At 32.6% G+C, this 17,933-nt stretch carries 19 protein-coding genes; 13 read left to right on the forward strand and 6 right to left on the reverse strand.

Going from position 1 to position 17,933, the window contains the following annotated elements; translation table 11 throughout:
• Positions 1–31 precede the first annotated feature (31 nt).
• The 4 genes from argC to I5M07_RS01980 form a co-directional block, all read right to left on the reverse strand.
• A complete protein-coding gene (gene argC, locus I5M07_RS01965; RefSeq protein ID WP_200104512.1) occupies positions 32–1,009 on the reverse strand; it encodes an N-acetyl-gamma-glutamyl-phosphate reductase in 978 nt (325 codons plus the stop codon).
• On the reverse strand, positions 1,002–2,195 hold the full coding sequence (locus tag I5M07_RS01970; RefSeq protein WP_200104513.1) for an argininosuccinate synthase: 1,194 nt from the start codon (positions 2,193–2,195) through the stop codon (positions 1,002–1,004). Before I5M07_RS01970 ends, argC begins: the two co-directional genes overlap by 8 nt.
• A gap of 57 nt (positions 2,196–2,252) precedes the next feature.
• Positions 2,253–2,894, reverse strand: coding sequence for a GNAT family N-acetyltransferase (locus I5M07_RS01975; protein ID WP_200104514.1), 642 nt, complete (start codon positions 2,892–2,894; stop codon positions 2,253–2,255).
• 449 nt (positions 2,895–3,343) lie between these two features.
• Positions 3,344–5,608, reverse strand: a complete 2,265-nt coding sequence (locus I5M07_RS01980; protein WP_200104515.1) for a M1 family metallopeptidase — start codon at positions 5,606–5,608, stop codon at positions 3,344–3,346.
• A 172-nt stretch (positions 5,609–5,780) separates the two neighbouring features.
• On the opposite strand from I5M07_RS01980, the gene I5M07_RS01985 reads away from it, so the two are divergent.
• The 3 genes from I5M07_RS01985 (at position 5,781) to I5M07_RS01995 (ending at position 7,862) form a co-directional block, all read left to right on the forward strand.
• Complete coding sequence (locus I5M07_RS01985) at positions 5,781–6,632, forward strand: aldose 1-epimerase family protein (protein WP_200104516.1); 852 nt, start codon at positions 5,781–5,783, stop codon at positions 6,630–6,632.
• A gap of 50 nt (positions 6,633–6,682) precedes the next feature.
• Entirely contained in the window at positions 6,683–7,183 is a 501-nt protein-coding gene (locus I5M07_RS01990; RefSeq protein ID WP_233621909.1) for a GNAT family N-acetyltransferase, read from the forward strand.
• 115 nt (positions 7,184–7,298) lie between these two features.
• On the forward strand, positions 7,299–7,862 hold the full coding sequence (locus I5M07_RS01995; RefSeq protein WP_200104517.1) for a DUF3575 domain-containing protein: 564 nt from the start codon (positions 7,299–7,301) through the stop codon (positions 7,860–7,862).
• Here the strand turns inward: I5M07_RS01995 and I5M07_RS02000 are convergent.
• On the reverse strand, positions 7,859–8,083 hold the full coding sequence (locus tag I5M07_RS02000; protein ID WP_200104518.1) for a VF530 family protein: 225 nt from the start codon (positions 8,081–8,083) through the stop codon (positions 7,859–7,861). The genes I5M07_RS01995 and I5M07_RS02000 overlap by 4 nt on opposite strands.
• A 69-nt stretch (positions 8,084–8,152) precedes the next feature.
• Between I5M07_RS02000 and smpB the strand changes: the two genes are divergently transcribed.
• From smpB to I5M07_RS02015, 3 genes are all read left to right on the forward strand, one after another.
• Positions 8,153–8,608, forward strand: a complete 456-nt coding sequence (smpB, locus tag I5M07_RS02005; RefSeq protein ID WP_200104519.1) for an SsrA-binding protein SmpB — start codon at positions 8,153–8,155, stop codon at positions 8,606–8,608.
• Between the two features lie 83 nt (positions 8,609–8,691).
• Entirely contained in the window at positions 8,692–9,324 is a 633-nt protein-coding gene (locus I5M07_RS02010; RefSeq protein ID WP_200104520.1) for a hypothetical protein, read from the forward strand.
• A 91-nt stretch (positions 9,325–9,415) separates the two neighbouring features.
• Positions 9,416–10,408: a helix-turn-helix domain-containing protein gene (locus tag I5M07_RS02015; protein WP_200104521.1), complete on the forward strand. Its 993-nt coding sequence runs from the start codon at positions 9,416–9,418 to the stop codon at positions 10,406–10,408.
• Positions 10,409–10,410: 2 nt separating this feature from the next.
• On the opposite strand, the gene I5M07_RS02020 is transcribed toward I5M07_RS02015, so the two are convergent.
• The gene (locus I5M07_RS02020; RefSeq protein ID WP_200104522.1) at positions 10,411–11,052 is read right to left on the reverse strand and encodes a protein-L-isoaspartate(D-aspartate) O-methyltransferase; all 642 of its coding nucleotides are present in this window, start codon (positions 11,050–11,052) and stop codon (positions 10,411–10,413) included.
• Positions 11,053–11,174: 122 nt separating this feature from the next.
• Here I5M07_RS02020 and I5M07_RS02025 point away from each other — a divergent pair, with 122 nt between their 5' ends.
• The 7 genes from I5M07_RS02025 to I5M07_RS02055 all read left to right on the forward strand — a co-directional run bounded on the left by I5M07_RS02025 (position 11,175) and on the right by I5M07_RS02055 (position 17,767).
• Complete coding sequence (locus tag I5M07_RS02025) at positions 11,175–12,140, forward strand: Gfo/Idh/MocA family protein (RefSeq protein ID WP_200104523.1); 966 nt, start codon at positions 11,175–11,177, stop codon at positions 12,138–12,140.
• Positions 12,141–12,218: 78 nt separating this feature from the next.
• Positions 12,219–13,112 carry a 3-hydroxyacyl-CoA dehydrogenase family protein gene (locus I5M07_RS02030; protein WP_200104524.1) on the forward strand — a complete coding sequence of 298 codons (894 nt, stop codon included), beginning with the start codon at positions 12,219–12,221 and terminating at the stop codon, positions 13,110–13,112.
• 12 nt (positions 13,113–13,124) lie between these two features.
• Entirely contained in the window at positions 13,125–13,787 is a 663-nt protein-coding gene (locus I5M07_RS02035; protein ID WP_200104525.1) for a YggS family pyridoxal phosphate-dependent enzyme, read from the forward strand.
• Between the two features lie 69 nt (positions 13,788–13,856).
• The gene (locus tag I5M07_RS02040; protein ID WP_200104526.1) at positions 13,857–15,218 is read left to right on the forward strand and encodes an exonuclease domain-containing protein; all 1,362 of its coding nucleotides are present in this window, start codon (positions 13,857–13,859) and stop codon (positions 15,216–15,218) included.
• Positions 15,219–15,242: 24 nt separating this feature from the next.
• Positions 15,243–16,082, forward strand: a complete 840-nt coding sequence (locus I5M07_RS02045; protein ID WP_200104527.1) for an ion transporter — start codon at positions 15,243–15,245, stop codon at positions 16,080–16,082.
• A gap of 13 nt (positions 16,083–16,095) precedes the next feature.
• A complete protein-coding gene (gene miaA, locus I5M07_RS02050) occupies positions 16,096–17,025 on the forward strand; it encodes a tRNA (adenosine(37)-N6)-dimethylallyltransferase MiaA (protein WP_200104528.1) in 930 nt (309 codons plus the stop codon).
• 1 nt (position 17,026) lies between these two features.
• A complete protein-coding gene (locus I5M07_RS02055; RefSeq protein ID WP_200104529.1) occupies positions 17,027–17,767 on the forward strand; it encodes an acyl-[acyl-carrier-protein] thioesterase in 741 nt (246 codons plus the stop codon).
• The last annotated feature ends 166 nt before the right edge of the window (positions 17,768–17,933 follow it).

The raw sequence follows: 17,933 nt of genomic DNA on the forward strand, positions 1-17,933 counted from the left end.
AATATTTCAATCTTTTAATCTTTCAATTTTTCTAGAATCCACAAGGTTTTACTTGCAGACCGGTAGTTTCGGGCAAACCAAACATCAAATTCATATTTTGGATGGCTTGGCCTGAAGCACCTTTACTCAAGTTATCGATGATAGACGTAATGAGTACCCGGTTGCCCTTTTTCATTAAACTAATAATAGACTTATTGGTTTGCACTACTTGTTTTAAATTAATATTAGAAGTTGTAACCGTTACAAAAGGTTCATCTTTGTAAAAAGCTTCGTATTTGGCAACTAGATTTTCTAAAGTTTCTTCAGATTTAGTGTATAACGTTGCGAAAATTCCTCTTGGAAAATCACCTCTATTTGGAATAAAAAGTAATTCGTTTTCGAATGAATTTTGCAATTGCTTTAAACTTTGATTGATTTCGCCCAAATGTTGGTGTTCGAATGCTTTATAGTGCGAAAAATTATTGTTTCTCCAACTAAAATGAGAAGTTGCCGATAAACCTACTCCTGCTCCAGTGCTGCCCGTTGTAGCGTTAATATGCACATCGTCTTGTAACAAACCATCAGCGGCTAATGGCAATAATGCCAATTGAATAGCTGTAGCAAAACAACCAGGATTGGCAATATAATTTGCTTCTTTAATTTTATTTTTATTCAATTCAGGCAAACCGTAAACAAAGGTTTTTTCTTCAAAAACGGCATCGGCATTCAATCGGAAATCATTTCCTAAATCGATGATTTTAGTATGTGCAGCAAATGGGTTTTCTTGTAAAAAAGAAATGGATCTGCCATGACCTAAACATAAAAAAACCACGTTTACATTTGGATTTACCTGATCGGTAAAATTCATTTCAATATCACCCATCAAATCTTGATGTGCGGTATATAAAGGTTTTCCAGCGTTAGTTGTGCTGTATACAAAGTCGATATTTACATTTGGATGAAACATCAACAAACGAATTAATTCGCCTGCTGTATATCCCGATCCCCCAATTATTCCGACATTAATCATAACTTTCTTGGTTTACAGATGAATAAATGTTTTGTGCATTTCCTAGAATTTTGATAAAACCTTTAGCATCATCCGATGTCCAAGCATTATTCATTTCGCCATATTGACCAAAACCATTATTCATTAAATCGTTTGGTGATTCAATTCCATCTAAAGAAAAATGATATGGTTTTAGGGAAACCGTTACTGTTCCGTTTACTGTTTTTTGAGTATCCTCAAGGAATGTTTCAATGTTACGCATTACAGGATCTAAAAATTGCCCTTCATGAAATAACATTCCGTACCAGTTTCCTAATTGTTCTTTCCAATATTGTTGCCATTTACCAAGAGTGTGTTTTTCTAACAAATGGTGGGCTTTGATTATGATTAACGGAGCAGCAGCTTCAAAACCAACTCTTCCTTTGATTCCTATAATAGTATCACCCACGTGAATATCCCTTCCGATAGCATAAGCATTTGCTAATTTTTCTAAAGTAACAATATTGTTTGATGGCTTGTCCGAAACTCCATTAACAGCAACTAATTCACCTTTTTTAAACTCTAATGTTACTTTTTCTTCGTTGTTTTTTTGTAATTGTGAAGGATAAGCATCGCTCGGTAAAGGTTGCCCCGAAGTTAAGGTTTCTTTCCCCCCAACACTGGTTCCCCAAAGTCCTTTATTGATTGAATATTGGGCTTTTTCCCAAGAATACGAAACACCATTTTTTTGTAAATAATCTACTTCTTCTTGTCTAGAAAGTTTTAAATCGCGAATTGGCGTTATAATTTCAATTTCCGGAGCTATGGTTTGAAAAATCAAATCAAAACGAATTTGGTCGTTTCCAGCTCCTGTACTACCATGTGCTATAGCAGTTGCACCAACAGATTTTGCATAATTGATTGCTTCAATAGCTTGAAAAACTCTTTCAGCACTTACTGATAACGGGTATGTATTGTTTTTTAAAACATTACCAAAAATCAAATATTTGATGGCTTTATCGTAATATTTATCTAAAATTGTCAAATTAGCGTGTTTGGCACTTCCTAATTCGTAAGCTCTATCTTCAATAGCTTTCAACTCGGCATCGTCAAAACCACCTGTATTTACAAGCACAGTATGTACTTCATACCCTTTTTCATTTTTTAAATATTTAAGGCAATATGAGGTATCCAAACCTCCGCTGTAAGCTAAAACAACTTTTTTCATATTATATAATTTGCACTACTTATTTAGAATCGTAGCTAGTTTAGATTAATTTTAATTTTAAGATAAAAAATCAAACGCCAAAATTTTATTTAAAAACAAGGCTTGTTTTATTTTTTTAAGTCTTTTCAAAACAGCCTCGTTAAAAGGGTGTTTTGGTGGTTCTTTTTTCTTTTCGTTTGGATCATAGAGCATTCCCGTACACAAACACATTTTATTGTTTTTACTTTGTAAAATTTCAAAATTAGTACAGGTTTTACATCCAGCCCAAAAACTTGGATCGGTGGTTAACTCAGAAAAAGGAACTGGTTTGTATCCTAAATCCGAATTGATTTTCATTACAGCTAAACCTGTGGTGATTCCAAAAATTTTTGCACCTGGGAATTTTTTTAACGAATAATCAAAAACGAATGTTTTTATTTTTTTGGCTAAGCCCAAATGACGGTAATCCGGATGAACAATTAAACCAGAGTGTGCGACAAATTTACCGTGTTCCCAACTTTCGATGTAACAAAAACCAGCAAATTTATCATCAGCTAATGCAATAACTGCATCGCCGTTTTTCATTTTCTTTTGTATATATTCTGGCGTACGTTTAGCAATACCCGTACCTCTTAGCAAGGCCGATGATTCTATAGTATCGCAAATTTCTTGCGCATATTTAAAATGTTCTTCTTGTGTAACAACAATAGAGATCTTCATTTTAATAATTGAAGTTAAGGGTTAAAAAATTAAATAACTTTTTACTTGAAATTCCATTGCATCCAAGAATCAGACCAAAAAAAACAAACATAAAACATTCTGAATCAAAATGTTGAATTTTTGATTTAAAAAAACGAATACTGTTTTTAGGGAACATTACTCCGAAGGATAACTGAGGTAATTTCAAAATGAAAATGAATATAGAATGAATACAATTTTAAACTCTAATGAATACTATACAAATAGTATCCGTACTTCGGGCGAAGTAATAGGCAAGAATGTCCGTAAGACAAAAGTTATATGTAAATTCAATTTATTCATGGCACAAAAGTACGATTTTTTTTGAGAAATAATAAAATGAACAGGTTTATAACATTTTTTTAATAGTCTGTTACAAAAAAAGCCTCAAACAAAATGCTTGAGGCTTTTAAAAAAATTAAATATTGTAATTATTGTTTCGTAAACGGAATTTTTTGACCATCGCCCAAAAGCATGTTCATGGTATTTTTTTGAGTATCAAATTCAAACGTAACACCAGCTCTTTTGGACTCAAAAGTATTCGGTTTTTCTTTTACCGGAGTTACAAAAAAGGAAGGATAATTGGTAATATCCGCTTTAAGGGTACTATTTGACTCTGTAAAAACAACTTTCATTGGCGATTGAGTATTAGAATACGTTCCTAAATAGGCATCTAAAATAAGGTCTTTTTCAATTTTACCAGAAGCAGCTTTCCAAATATTATTAGCATCGTTATAATCCGGGAAGACATGATCCGGATCGATTGTAATGCTTTCTATTTCTTCGTTAGAATCGTATTTGAAAGACCATTCTTTGTTACGTTGCCAAACTTCAACTGGCAATTTTGCTCTGGATGTTTTTCCGGATTTTGTTTTTACTTCGATAACAATTGGCATAACCATTTTATCGTTATTTTCTATTGAAATAATAACACCTTTAGCAGGATCATTTTTCACGTATTTGATTCCCGTAATTGCCTGATCTAATCGCCAGTTGTTGATAAACCAACCTCTCCAAAACCAACCTAAATCTTCTCCAGAAACGTTTTCCATCGTTCTAAAAAAATCATCAGGAGTTGGGTGTTTATAAGCCCATCTTTTAATGTATTCTCTAAAAGCAGTGTCAAAACGTTCTACACCTAAAACTTGTTCTCTTAACATAATTAAACCTGCACTTGGCTTAAAATAAAGCAACATTCCTATATTGGCTTCTTTCATGTTGTCTGGCGAACTAAAAACGGTTTCTAATTTTGGACTAGTAAACCTTTCAGCCATTTTATGATTATCGGTTGCAGCTTCTTTATATTCACCGTTATTGAAATCATGAGAGCTTAACGAATTTATAAAAGTATTAAAACCTTCATCCATCCAGCCAAACAAACGTTCGTTTGAACCAACAATCATCGGAAACCAAATGTGTCCAAATTCATGATCGGTAACTCCCCATAACGATTCACCTTTCGATTCCCATCCACAAAAAACAATTCCTGGATACTCCATTCCGCCTTCATTTCCTGCTACATTTGTAGCCACTGGATACGGATATTCAAACCAACGTTTAGAATAATTCTCTATCGATGTTTTGGTATATTCGGTAGAACGGCTCCAAGCTTCTTGACCATCACTTTCTACAGGATAAACCGACAAAGCCAATGCTTTTTTTCCGCTTGGTAAATTAATTTTTGCTCCATCAAAAATAAAGGCAGCCGATGAAGCCCACGAAAAGTCACGTGCATTTTTTATTTGATAATGCCATGTTTTTTCGCCATTTGATTTAGTATTGGCCATAGCTTCTACTTCGGCAGCAGAACGAATGATAACTGTTTTATCACTTTCTTTCGCTTGCTTATATCGCTTTTTTTCTTCAGAAGAAAGTACATCAGAACCATTTAATAATTCTCCCGATGCAACCACAATATGATTAGCTGGAGCTGTAATTTCTACATCAAAAGTACCGTATTCCAAATAAAATTCGGAAGCACCTAAATAAGGATTGGTGTTCCAACCATGAACATCATCGTAAACACACATACGAGGATACCATTGCGCCATAGTAAAAATTTTACCGTTTTTGGTTTCCAAAACTCCCATACGGTCAGAACCTTCATTTGGAGATATAAACGAATATTCGATTTTTATTTTAACAACATCTCCTTTTGCCGCTAATTCTGTTGGCAAAAAAACCTGCATACGCGTATCTGTAATTACGTATTTAGCATCGGCTTCATTTCCTCTTTTTTTATTTCCAGAAATTACTTTTACCGATTTAATTTTATAACCTCCGTCAAAAATTTGACCCTGAGCTCCATTTCGACTTCCGGTCAAAGGAATAATAGCATTTCCTCTAGAATCGGCTTTAAACAAATTTTGATCCATATTTAGCCATAAAAACGACATCGAATCGGGACTGTTGTTGGTATACGTAATTTCATCGGAAGCAACTAACTCATTTGTTGCTTCGTTTAAATGTACTTTTATTTTGTAATCGGCACTATTTTGCCAATATTCTGCTCCAGGTTTTCCACTGGCTGAGCGAGTTGTAGTACCATTTTGGGTATAAAAATTTGGAGCAAATGCATCATGATAATTGTAATTGGACTCAGATGCAGAAGTTTTCGATTCTTGTTGCGACCAAGAAATCGAAAACACAAATAATAAAGCGGTAGCAAAAACGCTTTTACAATTGTATTTTTTCATTAGATTAAGAGGTTTAGTTAGCAAATTAATGAAAAAAAACACTGTCTTGGAAATTAAATTCAATAACCTTTACGTAATTTAGCAAAACTTTATAAAATAAATAATTACAATTACTTCTTTTAAAAAGTATTTATTAAAAAATATCGTTACAAAAATTTTAAAAGTTAAAGACTTGCAAACTATTCTATCTAACTCCAAAATTACAGCAACCATTGCACATTTAGGTGCCGAATTAATTTCTTTAAAAAACCATCATAACAAAGAATACATTTGGGAAGGTAACCCGGAATTTTGGGGTAAACATTCTCCAGTTTTGTTTCCTATAGTTGGGGCATTGAAAAATAATTCATACCTATTTAATGACAAAGAATACCAACTTTCCAGACATGGTTTTGCTCGTGAAATGAATTTTACTTTGGTGAATTCAACCGCCGAGACTGCTATTTTTTCAATCCAATCTAATCCAGAAACACTACAAGTTTACCCTTTTGAGTTTGAATTTCAAATTAGTTATACCTTAGAAGATTCTAAAATTAGCATAGCGTATACTGTCATCAATAAAAATAAAACGTCGATGTTTTTTTCTGTAGGTGCGCATCCTGCCATTGCTCTCCCTGAAAATTTCGAAAGCTATTCCCTTCAATTTGAAAAATCAGAAAAGGCAAATTATTATTTATTAGCAGACAATTTAATTTCGGATAAAACGAAAGAACTGGATTTAAACGAAAAAAGTTTACCACTTCATTACGAATTATTTGAAAAAGATGCTCTGATTTTTAAAAATTTAGAATCGAATGCGCTCACTATTTTAGAAAATAAAAAACCCTACCTTAAAGTTGTATTTACCGATTTTCCGAGTTTGGGAATTTGGACTGTTGTTAATGCGCCTTTTGTTTGTATTGAACCTTGGTTGGGATATGCCGACACCTTCCAAAACAACGGTCGATTAGAAGATAAAGAAGGAATCATAGAATTACTTGCCGATAAAAATTTTAAAGCGCAATTTTCATTAGAAATACTGTAAAAATGTAAACCTTAAACTTTACACCATTTCCTGTTTTTGAATCTGAAAGATTGGTCTTTGATAGAGCCAAAAAATCGGATTACCAAGAAATAATCGCACTTCGTTCTAATCCTGAATTGATGCAATTTATTCCGAGACCTTTGTTAAAAACGAAAGAAGATGCTTTGGAGCATCTTTCTATGATTGACGCTAAAATTGAATCTAACGAAGGAATAAATTGGGCAATTAGAAACAAAGGGAATTCTAAATTAATTGGATTAATCGGATTTTACCGCATCAAACCGGAACACTTCCGAGCCGAAATAGGTTATATGCTTTTATCTGAATACCATGGAAAAGGTTTTATTTCGGAAGCGGTAAAAAGGTTGATACAGTTTGGATTTGAAGAAATACATTTACATTCTATCGAAGCGGTAATTGATCCCAAAAATTATTCTTCTGAAAAAGTGCTTTTAAAAAACGGTTTTATAAAAGAAGCCCATTTCAAAGAAAATGAATTTTTTAATGGCGTTTTTTACGATTCGGTAATATACTCATTATTAAATAACTAAACTTGCAATAATTTTTCTTAATTAAAAAATGGTTGTTTCAAATAATTTTCACCGATTTTAAGCGATATATTTGCATCCAAATTTTAAATACCACCTTAGAATTGTAAACCCAATCATGAAAAAAACTGTTATTGCCCTACTCCTTTTTTGTTCTTTTTTTTCAACACTTCAAAGTCAAACTTACATAAAAGCAAATGTTTTAACTGCGTTAGTTTTAATTCCGGATATTGGTATAGAAACTAGTATAGGTGAGAAAACTACTTTTCAGTTTGATGTTATGGCTTCGTTTTGGAATTCTTTTGATGGAAAACATCCTATGAAATTTTACACTTTTACACCCGAAGTTCGTTACCATTTTAAAGAAAAATACAATGGTTTTTATGTGGGTGCTCATATTGGTGCTGATAAATACCAACTTCAAAAATGGAATTATTGGGAATCAAATCAATACGAAGATGGTTTTGGCTACCGTTTAGGAGCAACGATTGGTTATAACGTAAAATTAAACGAAAAATTTAATTTGGATTGTTTTGTTGGAGGTGGTTGGCACCAAGGTTTTTATCACGGCTATTATAATGATGGTACACCAGGTCGCTATGACAGAGCTCAAAACTATAACAAAAGTGGTGAATGGCTACCTTATCGTGGAGGAATTATGCTTTCGTATAAATTAAATTAAAATTTAGTATACGAATTTAAATAGAGTTCTTCTACTTTTTTTCGAGCCCAATCGGTTTTTCTTAAAAAAGTCAGACTCGATTTGATAGTAGGATTTTTTTTGAAACAATTAATCGGAATTAATTCCGATAAAGTATCAAAACCATAAAAATCCACAAGTAGTTCTAGGATTTTTTGAAGGGTCATGCCATGAAGTGGATCTTTTGAATGTATTTTTTCCATAATGCAAATTTATAGTATTTCCTTAAAAACGATTGTAGTTTCATCTATTTGTTCCTAAATTTGCGCTATATGCAAAAGTCTGTAAACATTTTAAATAAAAGAGCTCGATTTGATTACGAAATAATCGACACTTATACTGCTGGAATTGTTTTAGCAGGAACCGAAATAAAATCCATTCGTTTAGGAAAAGCCAACATAACCGAGAGCTTTTGCGAATTTAGCGGCATGGAGCTTTTTGCAATTAATACGTATATCGAAGAATATTCGTTCGGTAACCAATTCAATCATAAATCCCGAAGCGAAAGAAAATTACTTTTGAATAAACGCGAATTAAAAACGTTGCATAAAAGTGTTCAAGCTAAAGGACTAACCATCATTCCTTTAAAATTATTTACCAACGAAAAAGGTTTAGCTAAACTTCAAATCGGATTGTGTAGGGGTAAAAAAACGTATGATAAACGCGAATCATTAAAAGAACAAGATACTAAACGCGATTTAGATCGTATCAAAAAAGCGTTTAATTAAATCTAGAGAATTCAAATTTTATTGTAAAATATTTCATAATAATAATTACTTTTACTTTTATAATTTAAAACTAAATAAGTACAATGAAAAAAATTTTAGCTCTTATAACTGCGGCCTTGTTTGTTAGCTGTGGAAGCAGCACATCGGTAGTAACAAGTTGGAAAGACCCTAGCGAAACTATTGCATCACAAAACTTTAAAAAAGTAATGGTAGTAGCTTTAATGAAAGATGAGGCTACACGTAGAAATACCGAAAATAGAATTGCAGCTACGAATCCTTCCATTTTGCATACTTCTTACCAATTTCTAAACGAAACGACTCAAAAAATGTCGCAAGAAGAAAAACTTAAAGTTTTACACGATGAAAATTTTGATGGTGTAATTACAATGCGTTTGGTTAGCAAGGAAAAAGAAACCGATTATGTTCCTGGTACAACTGGCGTATATTATGGAGGTTATCCTGGATATGGTGGTTTTTATGGTGGTGCTTTTGGTGGTTGGTACGGAATGTACGGTACTGGATTTTATAGCCCAGGTTACTATGACGAAAGTACGTACTACATGATTGAAACAAACATTTTTTCGTTAACAAAAAACAAATTGCTTTGGACAGGTACCACTAAAACATTAGCTGGATCTGAATTAGGGCCAATGGTAGATGATATCATGAATGCTATTAAAGAGCAAATGCAAGTTGATGGTTCTATTGCAAAATAATTAAACAAAACTTTTAAGGCGCTTTATTAAATTAAGGCGCTTTTTTTTAGCTCAATAAATGACAAAATTTGTCAAGACCAACTACGATTCCATGAATGCAATTTTAAAAAAGGCAAGAGAAGAAAAAGGGTTAAAAACAAGGGAAGTAGCACAAATGCTACAAATAGACCAAGCCTTAATTAGTAAATTTGAAAGTGGCACACGAAAACCTACGAAGGAACAAATAGTAAAACTTGCTCATTTATTAAATATCAATTTAGATACAATTTTAGTTTTATGGTTAAAAGAAAGAATTTTACATGAAATTAAAAATGAAAAATTCGCTTTAGAAGCTTTGAAATTAGTCGAATCCGAACTTTTGAAATCAGAGGTCATTCAGCCTAAAACTTCAGAAAAATTACAAAAATTAGTTACCGAAATTAATTCACTCCTACAACAATTCTATAATTTAAATTTGTTAGAATACCGTAGAATCACCAAGCAATTGGATTTGTATTTTACTTTTGAATGCAATAGTTTAAACGGAAATAAAATGAGTTTTGAAGAGGTAAAACTTATTGTAAACGAAGGGATTTCTATTACAGATAAACCTATGAAAGAGCATTTAGAAATCATTAATTTTTTTGAAGCCATTCAATATTGCAAAGAATTAATTCAGAAAAAAATTGACTTTTGTGAGAAAAAATTATTGCAAATTTATTCCATATTAACTCAAGAAATAGAACCAGAAATAAGCAATCAGCAGCCAGATAAAACAACTATAAATGAGCTCAAAATTCTCTTCAAATGGTATGAGATGAGCAAAGACAACATCCATCCATTGATCCTGGCTTCAGAAACTCATTTAAAAATCATGCAAATTTTGCCTTTTCGGCAGTACAACAATCAAATTGCCTTTTTAATAATGAATTGGATTTTACTTCAAAACAAATACAGTTTAATTGTAATTAAAAGCGATCGTTCTGAGAAGGAAAATTATATTGCTGAAATAGAACAAAGTTTTACCGAAGACAATATTGCTAATTTTAGTTTACTCATGGCCGAAGCTCAAAAAGCAACTTTAGAATACGCTCTTTCGCTTTAAATTTAATTTTTATCTTCTAATAAAGGAACAAATCGAAACTCACCAAACTCATGTTTTTCAAATTGGGTTTCGTTTTTACGAATTAAAAGTGTCATTATTTGTACATTTTCGCCTAACGGAATTACCAATCTACCCCCAATTTTTAACTGAGCCATTAAAGGTTTTGGAATAAAAGGAGCTCCCGCAGTAACGATAATACTATCAAAAGGAGCGTGTAAGGGTAAACCTTTGTAACCATCTCCAAAAGACAAATGTTTGGGTCTAATTCCTAATTTAGGAAACAAAGCATTGGTTTTTTTAAATAGCTCATTTTGTCTTTCAACAGTGTAAACTTTGGCACCCAATTTATACAAAACAGCCGTTTGATAGCCCGATCCTGTTCCGATTTCGAGAATTTTATCGTCTTTTTTAACTTGTAATAATTGCGATTGAAAGGCCACTGTATAAGGCTGCGAAATAGTTTGACCCGCACCTATAGGAAAAGCCTTATCTTGGTAAGCATAATCTTCAAAACTAGAATCTAAAAAAAGATGTCTTGGAATTTTTTGAATGGCCTCCAAAACCGATTTATCCGAAATCCCTTTTTGTTGCAAAATGCTTACTAATTGATTTCTAAGTCCTTGATGTTTGGCAGTGTCTTTCAATGTTTGGTGTTTAATTTTTGGTAAAAATAACTGTAAAAAATCCAAAAAGCAATATCCAAAATCCAAATCAATTATTCAGGATTTTAAATTGAAATTGCTATTTTTGTTAAAAATACATTATCATGCTTAAAGTAGGAGTTTTAGGTGCAGGTCATCTTGGAAAAATTCATTTGCGTTTATTACAACAATCTGAAAAATATGAATTAGTTGGATTTTATGACGAAAATCAAGAATATGCTGATAAAATTGAAAAAGAATTCGGATACAAAAAATTCAATACAATTGCCAAATTAATACATGCTGTTGATGTGATTGATATTGTAACTCCTACCCTTTCGCATTATAAATGTGCTAAAGTAGCCATCAAATCGGGTAAACATATTTTTATTGAAAAACCCATTTCAAATACTGTTGAAGAAGCAGAAGAAATAATAGCTTTAGCCAAAGAATACAACGTAAAAGGACAAGTAGGTCATGTAGAGCGTTTCAATCCAGCGTTCATTGCTACAAAAAACATGGTCAAAAACCCAATGTTTATTGAAACACACCGTTTGGCCGAATTTAATCCAAGAGGAACCGATGTTCCGGTAGTATTAGATTTAATGATACATGATATCGATGCTATTTTAAGCGTAATTAAATCAAAAGTAAAAAAAATCAATGCTAGTGGAGTTTCGGTTATTAGCGAAACACCTGATATTGCCAACGCCAGAATTGAATTTGAAAACGGCTGCGTAGCCAACTTAACTGCTAGCCGAATTTCGATGAAAAATATGCGGAAAACCCGTTTTTTTCAAAAAGACGCTTATATATCGGTTGATTTTTTAGAAAAAAAATGCGAAGTAGTTCGTATGAAAGATGCGCCCGAAAATCCTGGTGATTTTGATATGATTCTACAAAATGCTGAAGGAGTAAAAAAACAAATTTATTTTACCAATCCCGAAGTTTCTCAAAATAATGCCATTTTAGATGAATTAGAATCATTTGCCGAAGCAATACAAAACAATACTACTCCAATTGTAACATTGGAACAAGCAACCGAAGCCTTGCGTGTTGCCTACCAAATTATCGATTGTTTCGAGAAATAACTTTTAATAAAATATAATTATCTTTAAGGTTTAAAGTGTTTTTGTACATTTTTAAACCTTAATTTTTTAAAAAATAAAATGAAAACAATTGCAGTTATTGGTGCAGGAACGATGGGAAACGGAATTGCACATACTTTTGCGCAGCACGGATTTACCGTCAAACTGATTGATATTTCTGAAAAATCAATAGATAAAGGTATGAATACTATTGCGGCCAATTTGGATCGAATGATAAAAAAAGGCAGCATTACAGAGCAAGACAAAATCAAAACTATAACGAATATTATATGTTACACCGATTTGGAAGATGGTGCCGTAGGAGCAGATTTTGTAATTGAAGCCGCTACAGAAAATACCGAACTTAAACTCAATCTTTTTAAAAAACTCAATCATATTTGTTCGCATAATATTATTTTGGCTACCAACACTTCCTCTATTTCCATTACACAAATAGCGTCGGTTGTATCGCATCCGGAGCGGGTTATTGGAATGCATTTTATGAATCCGGTGCCTATTATGCCTTTGGTTGAAGTTATTCGGGGTTATTCGACTAGTGATGAAGTCATCAAAATTGTGATGGAATTAGCACATAAACTCGGAAAATCGCCAGTAAAAGTACACGATTATCCTGGTTTTGTGGCCAATCGTATTTTGATGCCCATGTTAAACGAAGCCATAGAAACCTTGCATCACAATGTGGCTGGAGTTATTGAAATTGACTCGGTGATGAAACTCGGAATGGGACATCCGATGGGACCTTTGCAATTAGCCGATTTTATTGGTTTAGATGTTTGTTTGGCTATTTTAAATGTACTTTACGAAGGATTTAAAAATCCAAAATACGCACCCTGCCCTTTATTAGTCAATATGGTAAGAGCCGGAAAACTCGGTGTAAAATCGGGCGAAGGTTTTTATGATTATACGAAAAATAAAAAAGCCGAAGTTATCTCCAATCAATTTTTAAAAAATTAAAAAATCCATTACATGTCCATTGCATCCAATTTACAGTCTATACAAAATGAATTACCCGAAAATGTTACGCTTGTAGCAGTTTCTAAAACAAAACCCGTTACCGATTTAATGCAGGCATACGAAGCAGGTCAACGCATTTTTGGAGAAAATAAAATTCAAGAAATGACTGAAAAATACGAGCAAATGCCTAAAGATATTCAGTGGCACATGATTGGTCACGTGCAAACGAATAAAGTAAAATTTATGGCGCCGTTTGTGAGTTTAATTCACGGTGTTGATAGTTTAAAATTATTACAGGAAATCAACAAACAAGCTTCTAAAAACAATCGAACTATCGATTGCTTACTTCAAATCCATATTGCAGAAGAAGATACCAAATTTGGTTTGGATGATGCCGAATTACAAGATTTATTACATTCGGATGAGTTAAAAAAATTACAAAACATTCAAATAAAAGGTTTAATGGGAATGGCAACATTTACTGAAAATAAGCTTCAAATTGAAAAAGAATTCGGATATTTAAAGAAACTTTTTGATCGTTATAAAAATACTGATTTAGAAAATTGTAAAATGAACACCCTCTCTATGGGAATGTCGGGCGATTATCAATTAGCCATATCCTGCGGAAGTAACATGGTACGAATTGGAAGTAGTATTTTTGGAGGAAGGGTTTAATTTTCTTAAATTTATTATTTTCGTTAAAACATTAAAAAACATACATTAAAACCATACTCACACCACAATTTGTACGCAATACTCGACATAGAAACTACTGGAGGCCAATACAATGAAGAAGGAATTACCGAAATTGCCATTTACAAATTTGATGGTTTAGAGGTTGTAGATCAATTCATTAGCTTAGTAAATCCCGAAATTCCGATTCAGCCTTTTGTAGCTAAACTAACCGGAATTAACAACGCCATGTTGCGTTCGGCTCCTAAGTTTTTTGAAGTAGCCAAACGCATTATCGAAATAACTTCGGATAGCATTATTGTGGCACATAATACTTCTTTTGATTACCGTATTTTACGCACCGAATTTAATCGGTTGGGCTATCAATTTGAAGCTAAAACCTTGTGTACGGTTGAGTTGGCAAAAAAATTAATTCCCGAACAACCTTCTTATAGTTTAGGAAAATTAGTCCGCTCTCTCGGTATCCCAATGGCCGATAGACATCGCGCAAGTGGAGATGCTATGGCAACTGTAAAATTGTTCAAGTTGTTACTTGAAAAAGACGTTGAAAAAACCATTATAAAAGACTTTATTAAGATTGAAGTCGCAAAAGGAATCACACCTAAACTGCTTGATTTATTAAACGATTTACCTGCTAAAACGGGCGTTTATTACATTCACAATAAAGATGGAAATATCATTTATATTGGCAAAAGTCGGAACATCAAAAAAAGGGTAAACCAACATTTTACCGGCATTACCAATAAAAGTAAACGCATTCAAAACGACGTGTTTACTATTTCTTTTGAAGAAACCGGAAGCGAACTAATTGCACTTTTAAAAGAAAGTCAGGAAATAAAGGTTAATAAACCTATTTTAAATCGGTCGCAACGCAAAAATATTTTTATATACGCCCTCTATCTCGAAAAAGATAAAGACAATTATCTGAATTTAAGAATACAAAAAACAGATGGTAGAAAGCGCGAAATTACCTCGTTTTCGACCTTACAAGAAGGCAAAAATTTTCTTTTTAAAATTACCGAAAGATACCACCTTTGCCAAAAATTAAATGGATTGTACGAAACTAAAAAAGAATGCTTTCAATATAAAATAAAAGAATGTGATGGTGCTTGTTTGGGCTTGGTTGCACCCGAAATTTACAATGCTCGAGTACAAGAATTTATTACCGATTATTCGTTTGAGCATGCCAATATGATTTTATTAGATAAAGGACGAACTATTAATGAAAGAAGTGCCGTTTTGATTGAAAATGGCGTATATAAAGGTTATGCATTTTATGATTTGAATTATCAAATTACGAATCCCGAAATTCTAAAAAACATCCTAATTCCGATGGAGAATAATCGTGATGTACGAAGTATTATTCAAAATTATATTCGAAAAAGCAAAACATTAAAAATCATTAACTTTTAAAATAACAGTTTAAAACCATTTTAAATGAATAAACCGTTATCTTCATTTGACCAATTTAGAAATAAAATTTACAAAATAATCTACAAAAGCGATACCGTTAGTGGACGATTGTTTGATTTGATTTTGTTAGGTGTTATCCTTTTTAGTGTTATTTTGATAATGTTAGAAACCGTTCAAGGTTTTAATCAAAAATACCACGAGCAATTAATTGTTTTTGAATGGATTGTCACCGTTTTATTTACAATTGAGTATTTATTACGTATTATTTGCATCAATAAACCGTTTCGATACATCTTTAATTTTTATGGCATAATCGACTTACTCGCTATTTTACCGATGTATTTGTCTCGGATATTTCCTGGAACGAATGTTTTTGTCATCGTGCGGGCTTTGCGTTTGCTACGATTATTCAAAATTCTCCATATACCACAAATAAACAGTCAGTATTTACAATTAATAAATGCCCTAAAAGCCAGTAAAGGAAAAATAATTGTATTTATATATTTTGTTTTAGTTTGCACCATCATTATTGGAAGTTTGATGTATTTGATAGAAGGCAAAGAAGGTGGATTTACAAGCATACCAGTGAGTATTTATTGGACCATTGTAACGCTTACCACTGTTGGGTATGGCGATATTTCACCTATCACTCCCTTGGGCCAATTTGTAGCTTCGTTAGTTATGATTTTAGGTTACGGAATTATTGCTGTGCCTACCGGAATTGTAACGGCCGAATTTGCTAAAAACACTTTAAAAAACAGTGTTCATACTCATAAAAACCCGTGTCCAAATTGCGGTTTGATAGAACATCCCGATGATTCCAAATTTTGTTATCAATGTGGTGCTACTCTTTCACCTAAATAAATTACAAGGCTAAATGAAATATCTTATTACGATAGTTGGCCCAACTGCCATCGGAAAAACCGCTTTAAGCATTCAATTGACACAACATTTTGACTGCGAAATCATTTCCAGCGATAGCCGCCAGTTTTTTAAAGAAATGACTATTGGAACTGCGGTGCCAAGTTCAGAAGAATTAGAGTCTGCTCCGCATCATTTTATTCAAAATAAATCGATTTTTGAGCCATATACAGTTGGAGATTTTGAAAAAGAAGCACTACAAACTCTGGAAGAATTATTTAAAAATAACGATTTCGCCATAATGGTGGGAGGCTCAGGATTATATGTGGATGCCGTTTTAAAAGGATTTGATGCTTTTCCTAGCATTCCACAAAAAATTAGAGAAGAAGTTGCCAATATCTACGAAAAAGAAGGTATTTCGGCATTGCAAAAAATACTCGAAGAAAATGATCCGGAATATGTAGCTTTTTTATCTAAAACCAATCCGCAAACATTACAAAATCCACAACGATTGATGCGTTTTTCAGAAGTCTGTTTGGCTACACAACAACCCTACTCTTCTTTTTTGAACCAAAAAGAAAACAAACGCACATTTGTTCCAATTTTAATCGGATTAGAGGCAGATAGAACGGTAATTTACGACCGAATTAACCGCAGAGTTGATTTGATGATGGAAGCGGGTTTACTAGAAGAAGCCAAAAAATTATTTCCTCACAAATCATTAAATGCCTTGCAAACCGTAGGATATCGCGAATTATTTGATTATTTCGATCATAAAATTTCATTAGATTTTGCTGTAGATGAAATAAAGAAAAATACAAGACGTTTTTCAAAAAGACAACTCACTTGGTTCAAGCGAAATGAAAACACAACTTGGTTCGATTTTCAAACGCCATTTTTAACCATTGCAAATCACATACATTCGTTAACCGAAAATAATAATTAAAATGCCAATTTCACCCAATTTTCAATCGGAAATAAGCAAAGAATGGGAAATTAACTTTACCCAATGCACACCAAGTGGTTTTTTAAAATACACCGATTTGTGCAATTTATTACAACTTACCGCCGCAGCACATTCAGAGGTTGGTGGAATAAGTTTTAATGATATGCAAGCTTTTAATCAAGCTTGGGTACTGAGTCGAATGCGAGTTGAAATTTCAGAATTACCAAAATCTGGCGATATTGTAACCATCAAAACTTGGATTAATAATTTAGAAAATTCTCGCTCAACCCGTGCTTTAGAAATGTATGTAAACAAAAAAAAAATGGTGGGTTGTGAAACGTTTTGGGCCGTTTTTAATACCAAAATTCGTCGTCCAGAAGCATTAGCTTTACCTTTTGAGCATTTTAAACTTTTTCCCGATAAAAAAGCTACCGAAGTGTCTTTATCAAAAATAGTAGTGCCAACTGAAAGTGAACTGATTGCAAAAAAACAAGTTTTTATTTCCGATCTGGATATTGTAAACCATGTAAACAATGTTAAATATTTGGAATGGTGCTTGGATTATGTAGAACCAAAATTAATTTTAAATCATTCTTTAGAAAGTTTTGAAATGAATTTTATGAAAGAACTTTCGTTGGAAGATGAAATTTCAATTAATGAATTTAAAACCAACAAAGAATCTTTTTTTTCTATTCAAAAAGAAGAAAAAAACTGTTTTGCCCTTCAACTAAATTGGAAATAAACGGTTTTTTGTTGTTAATCAGAATTAAAATTAAAAAAAGTAAATTTTATTTTATTCACTTCCAATCATTTAAAAATAATCTAAAAATAAACTGCTTTTTTTGTTTGGAAACATCAAAACAGTTCCTATATTTGCAACCGCTTAGCAACAGTTAAGCGCTGCTTTA

Origin of the sequence: Flavobacterium agrisoli (assembly GCF_016522065.1) — a bacterium.
GTDB lineage: Bacteria > Bacteroidota > Bacteroidia > Flavobacteriales > Flavobacteriaceae > Flavobacterium > Flavobacterium agrisoli.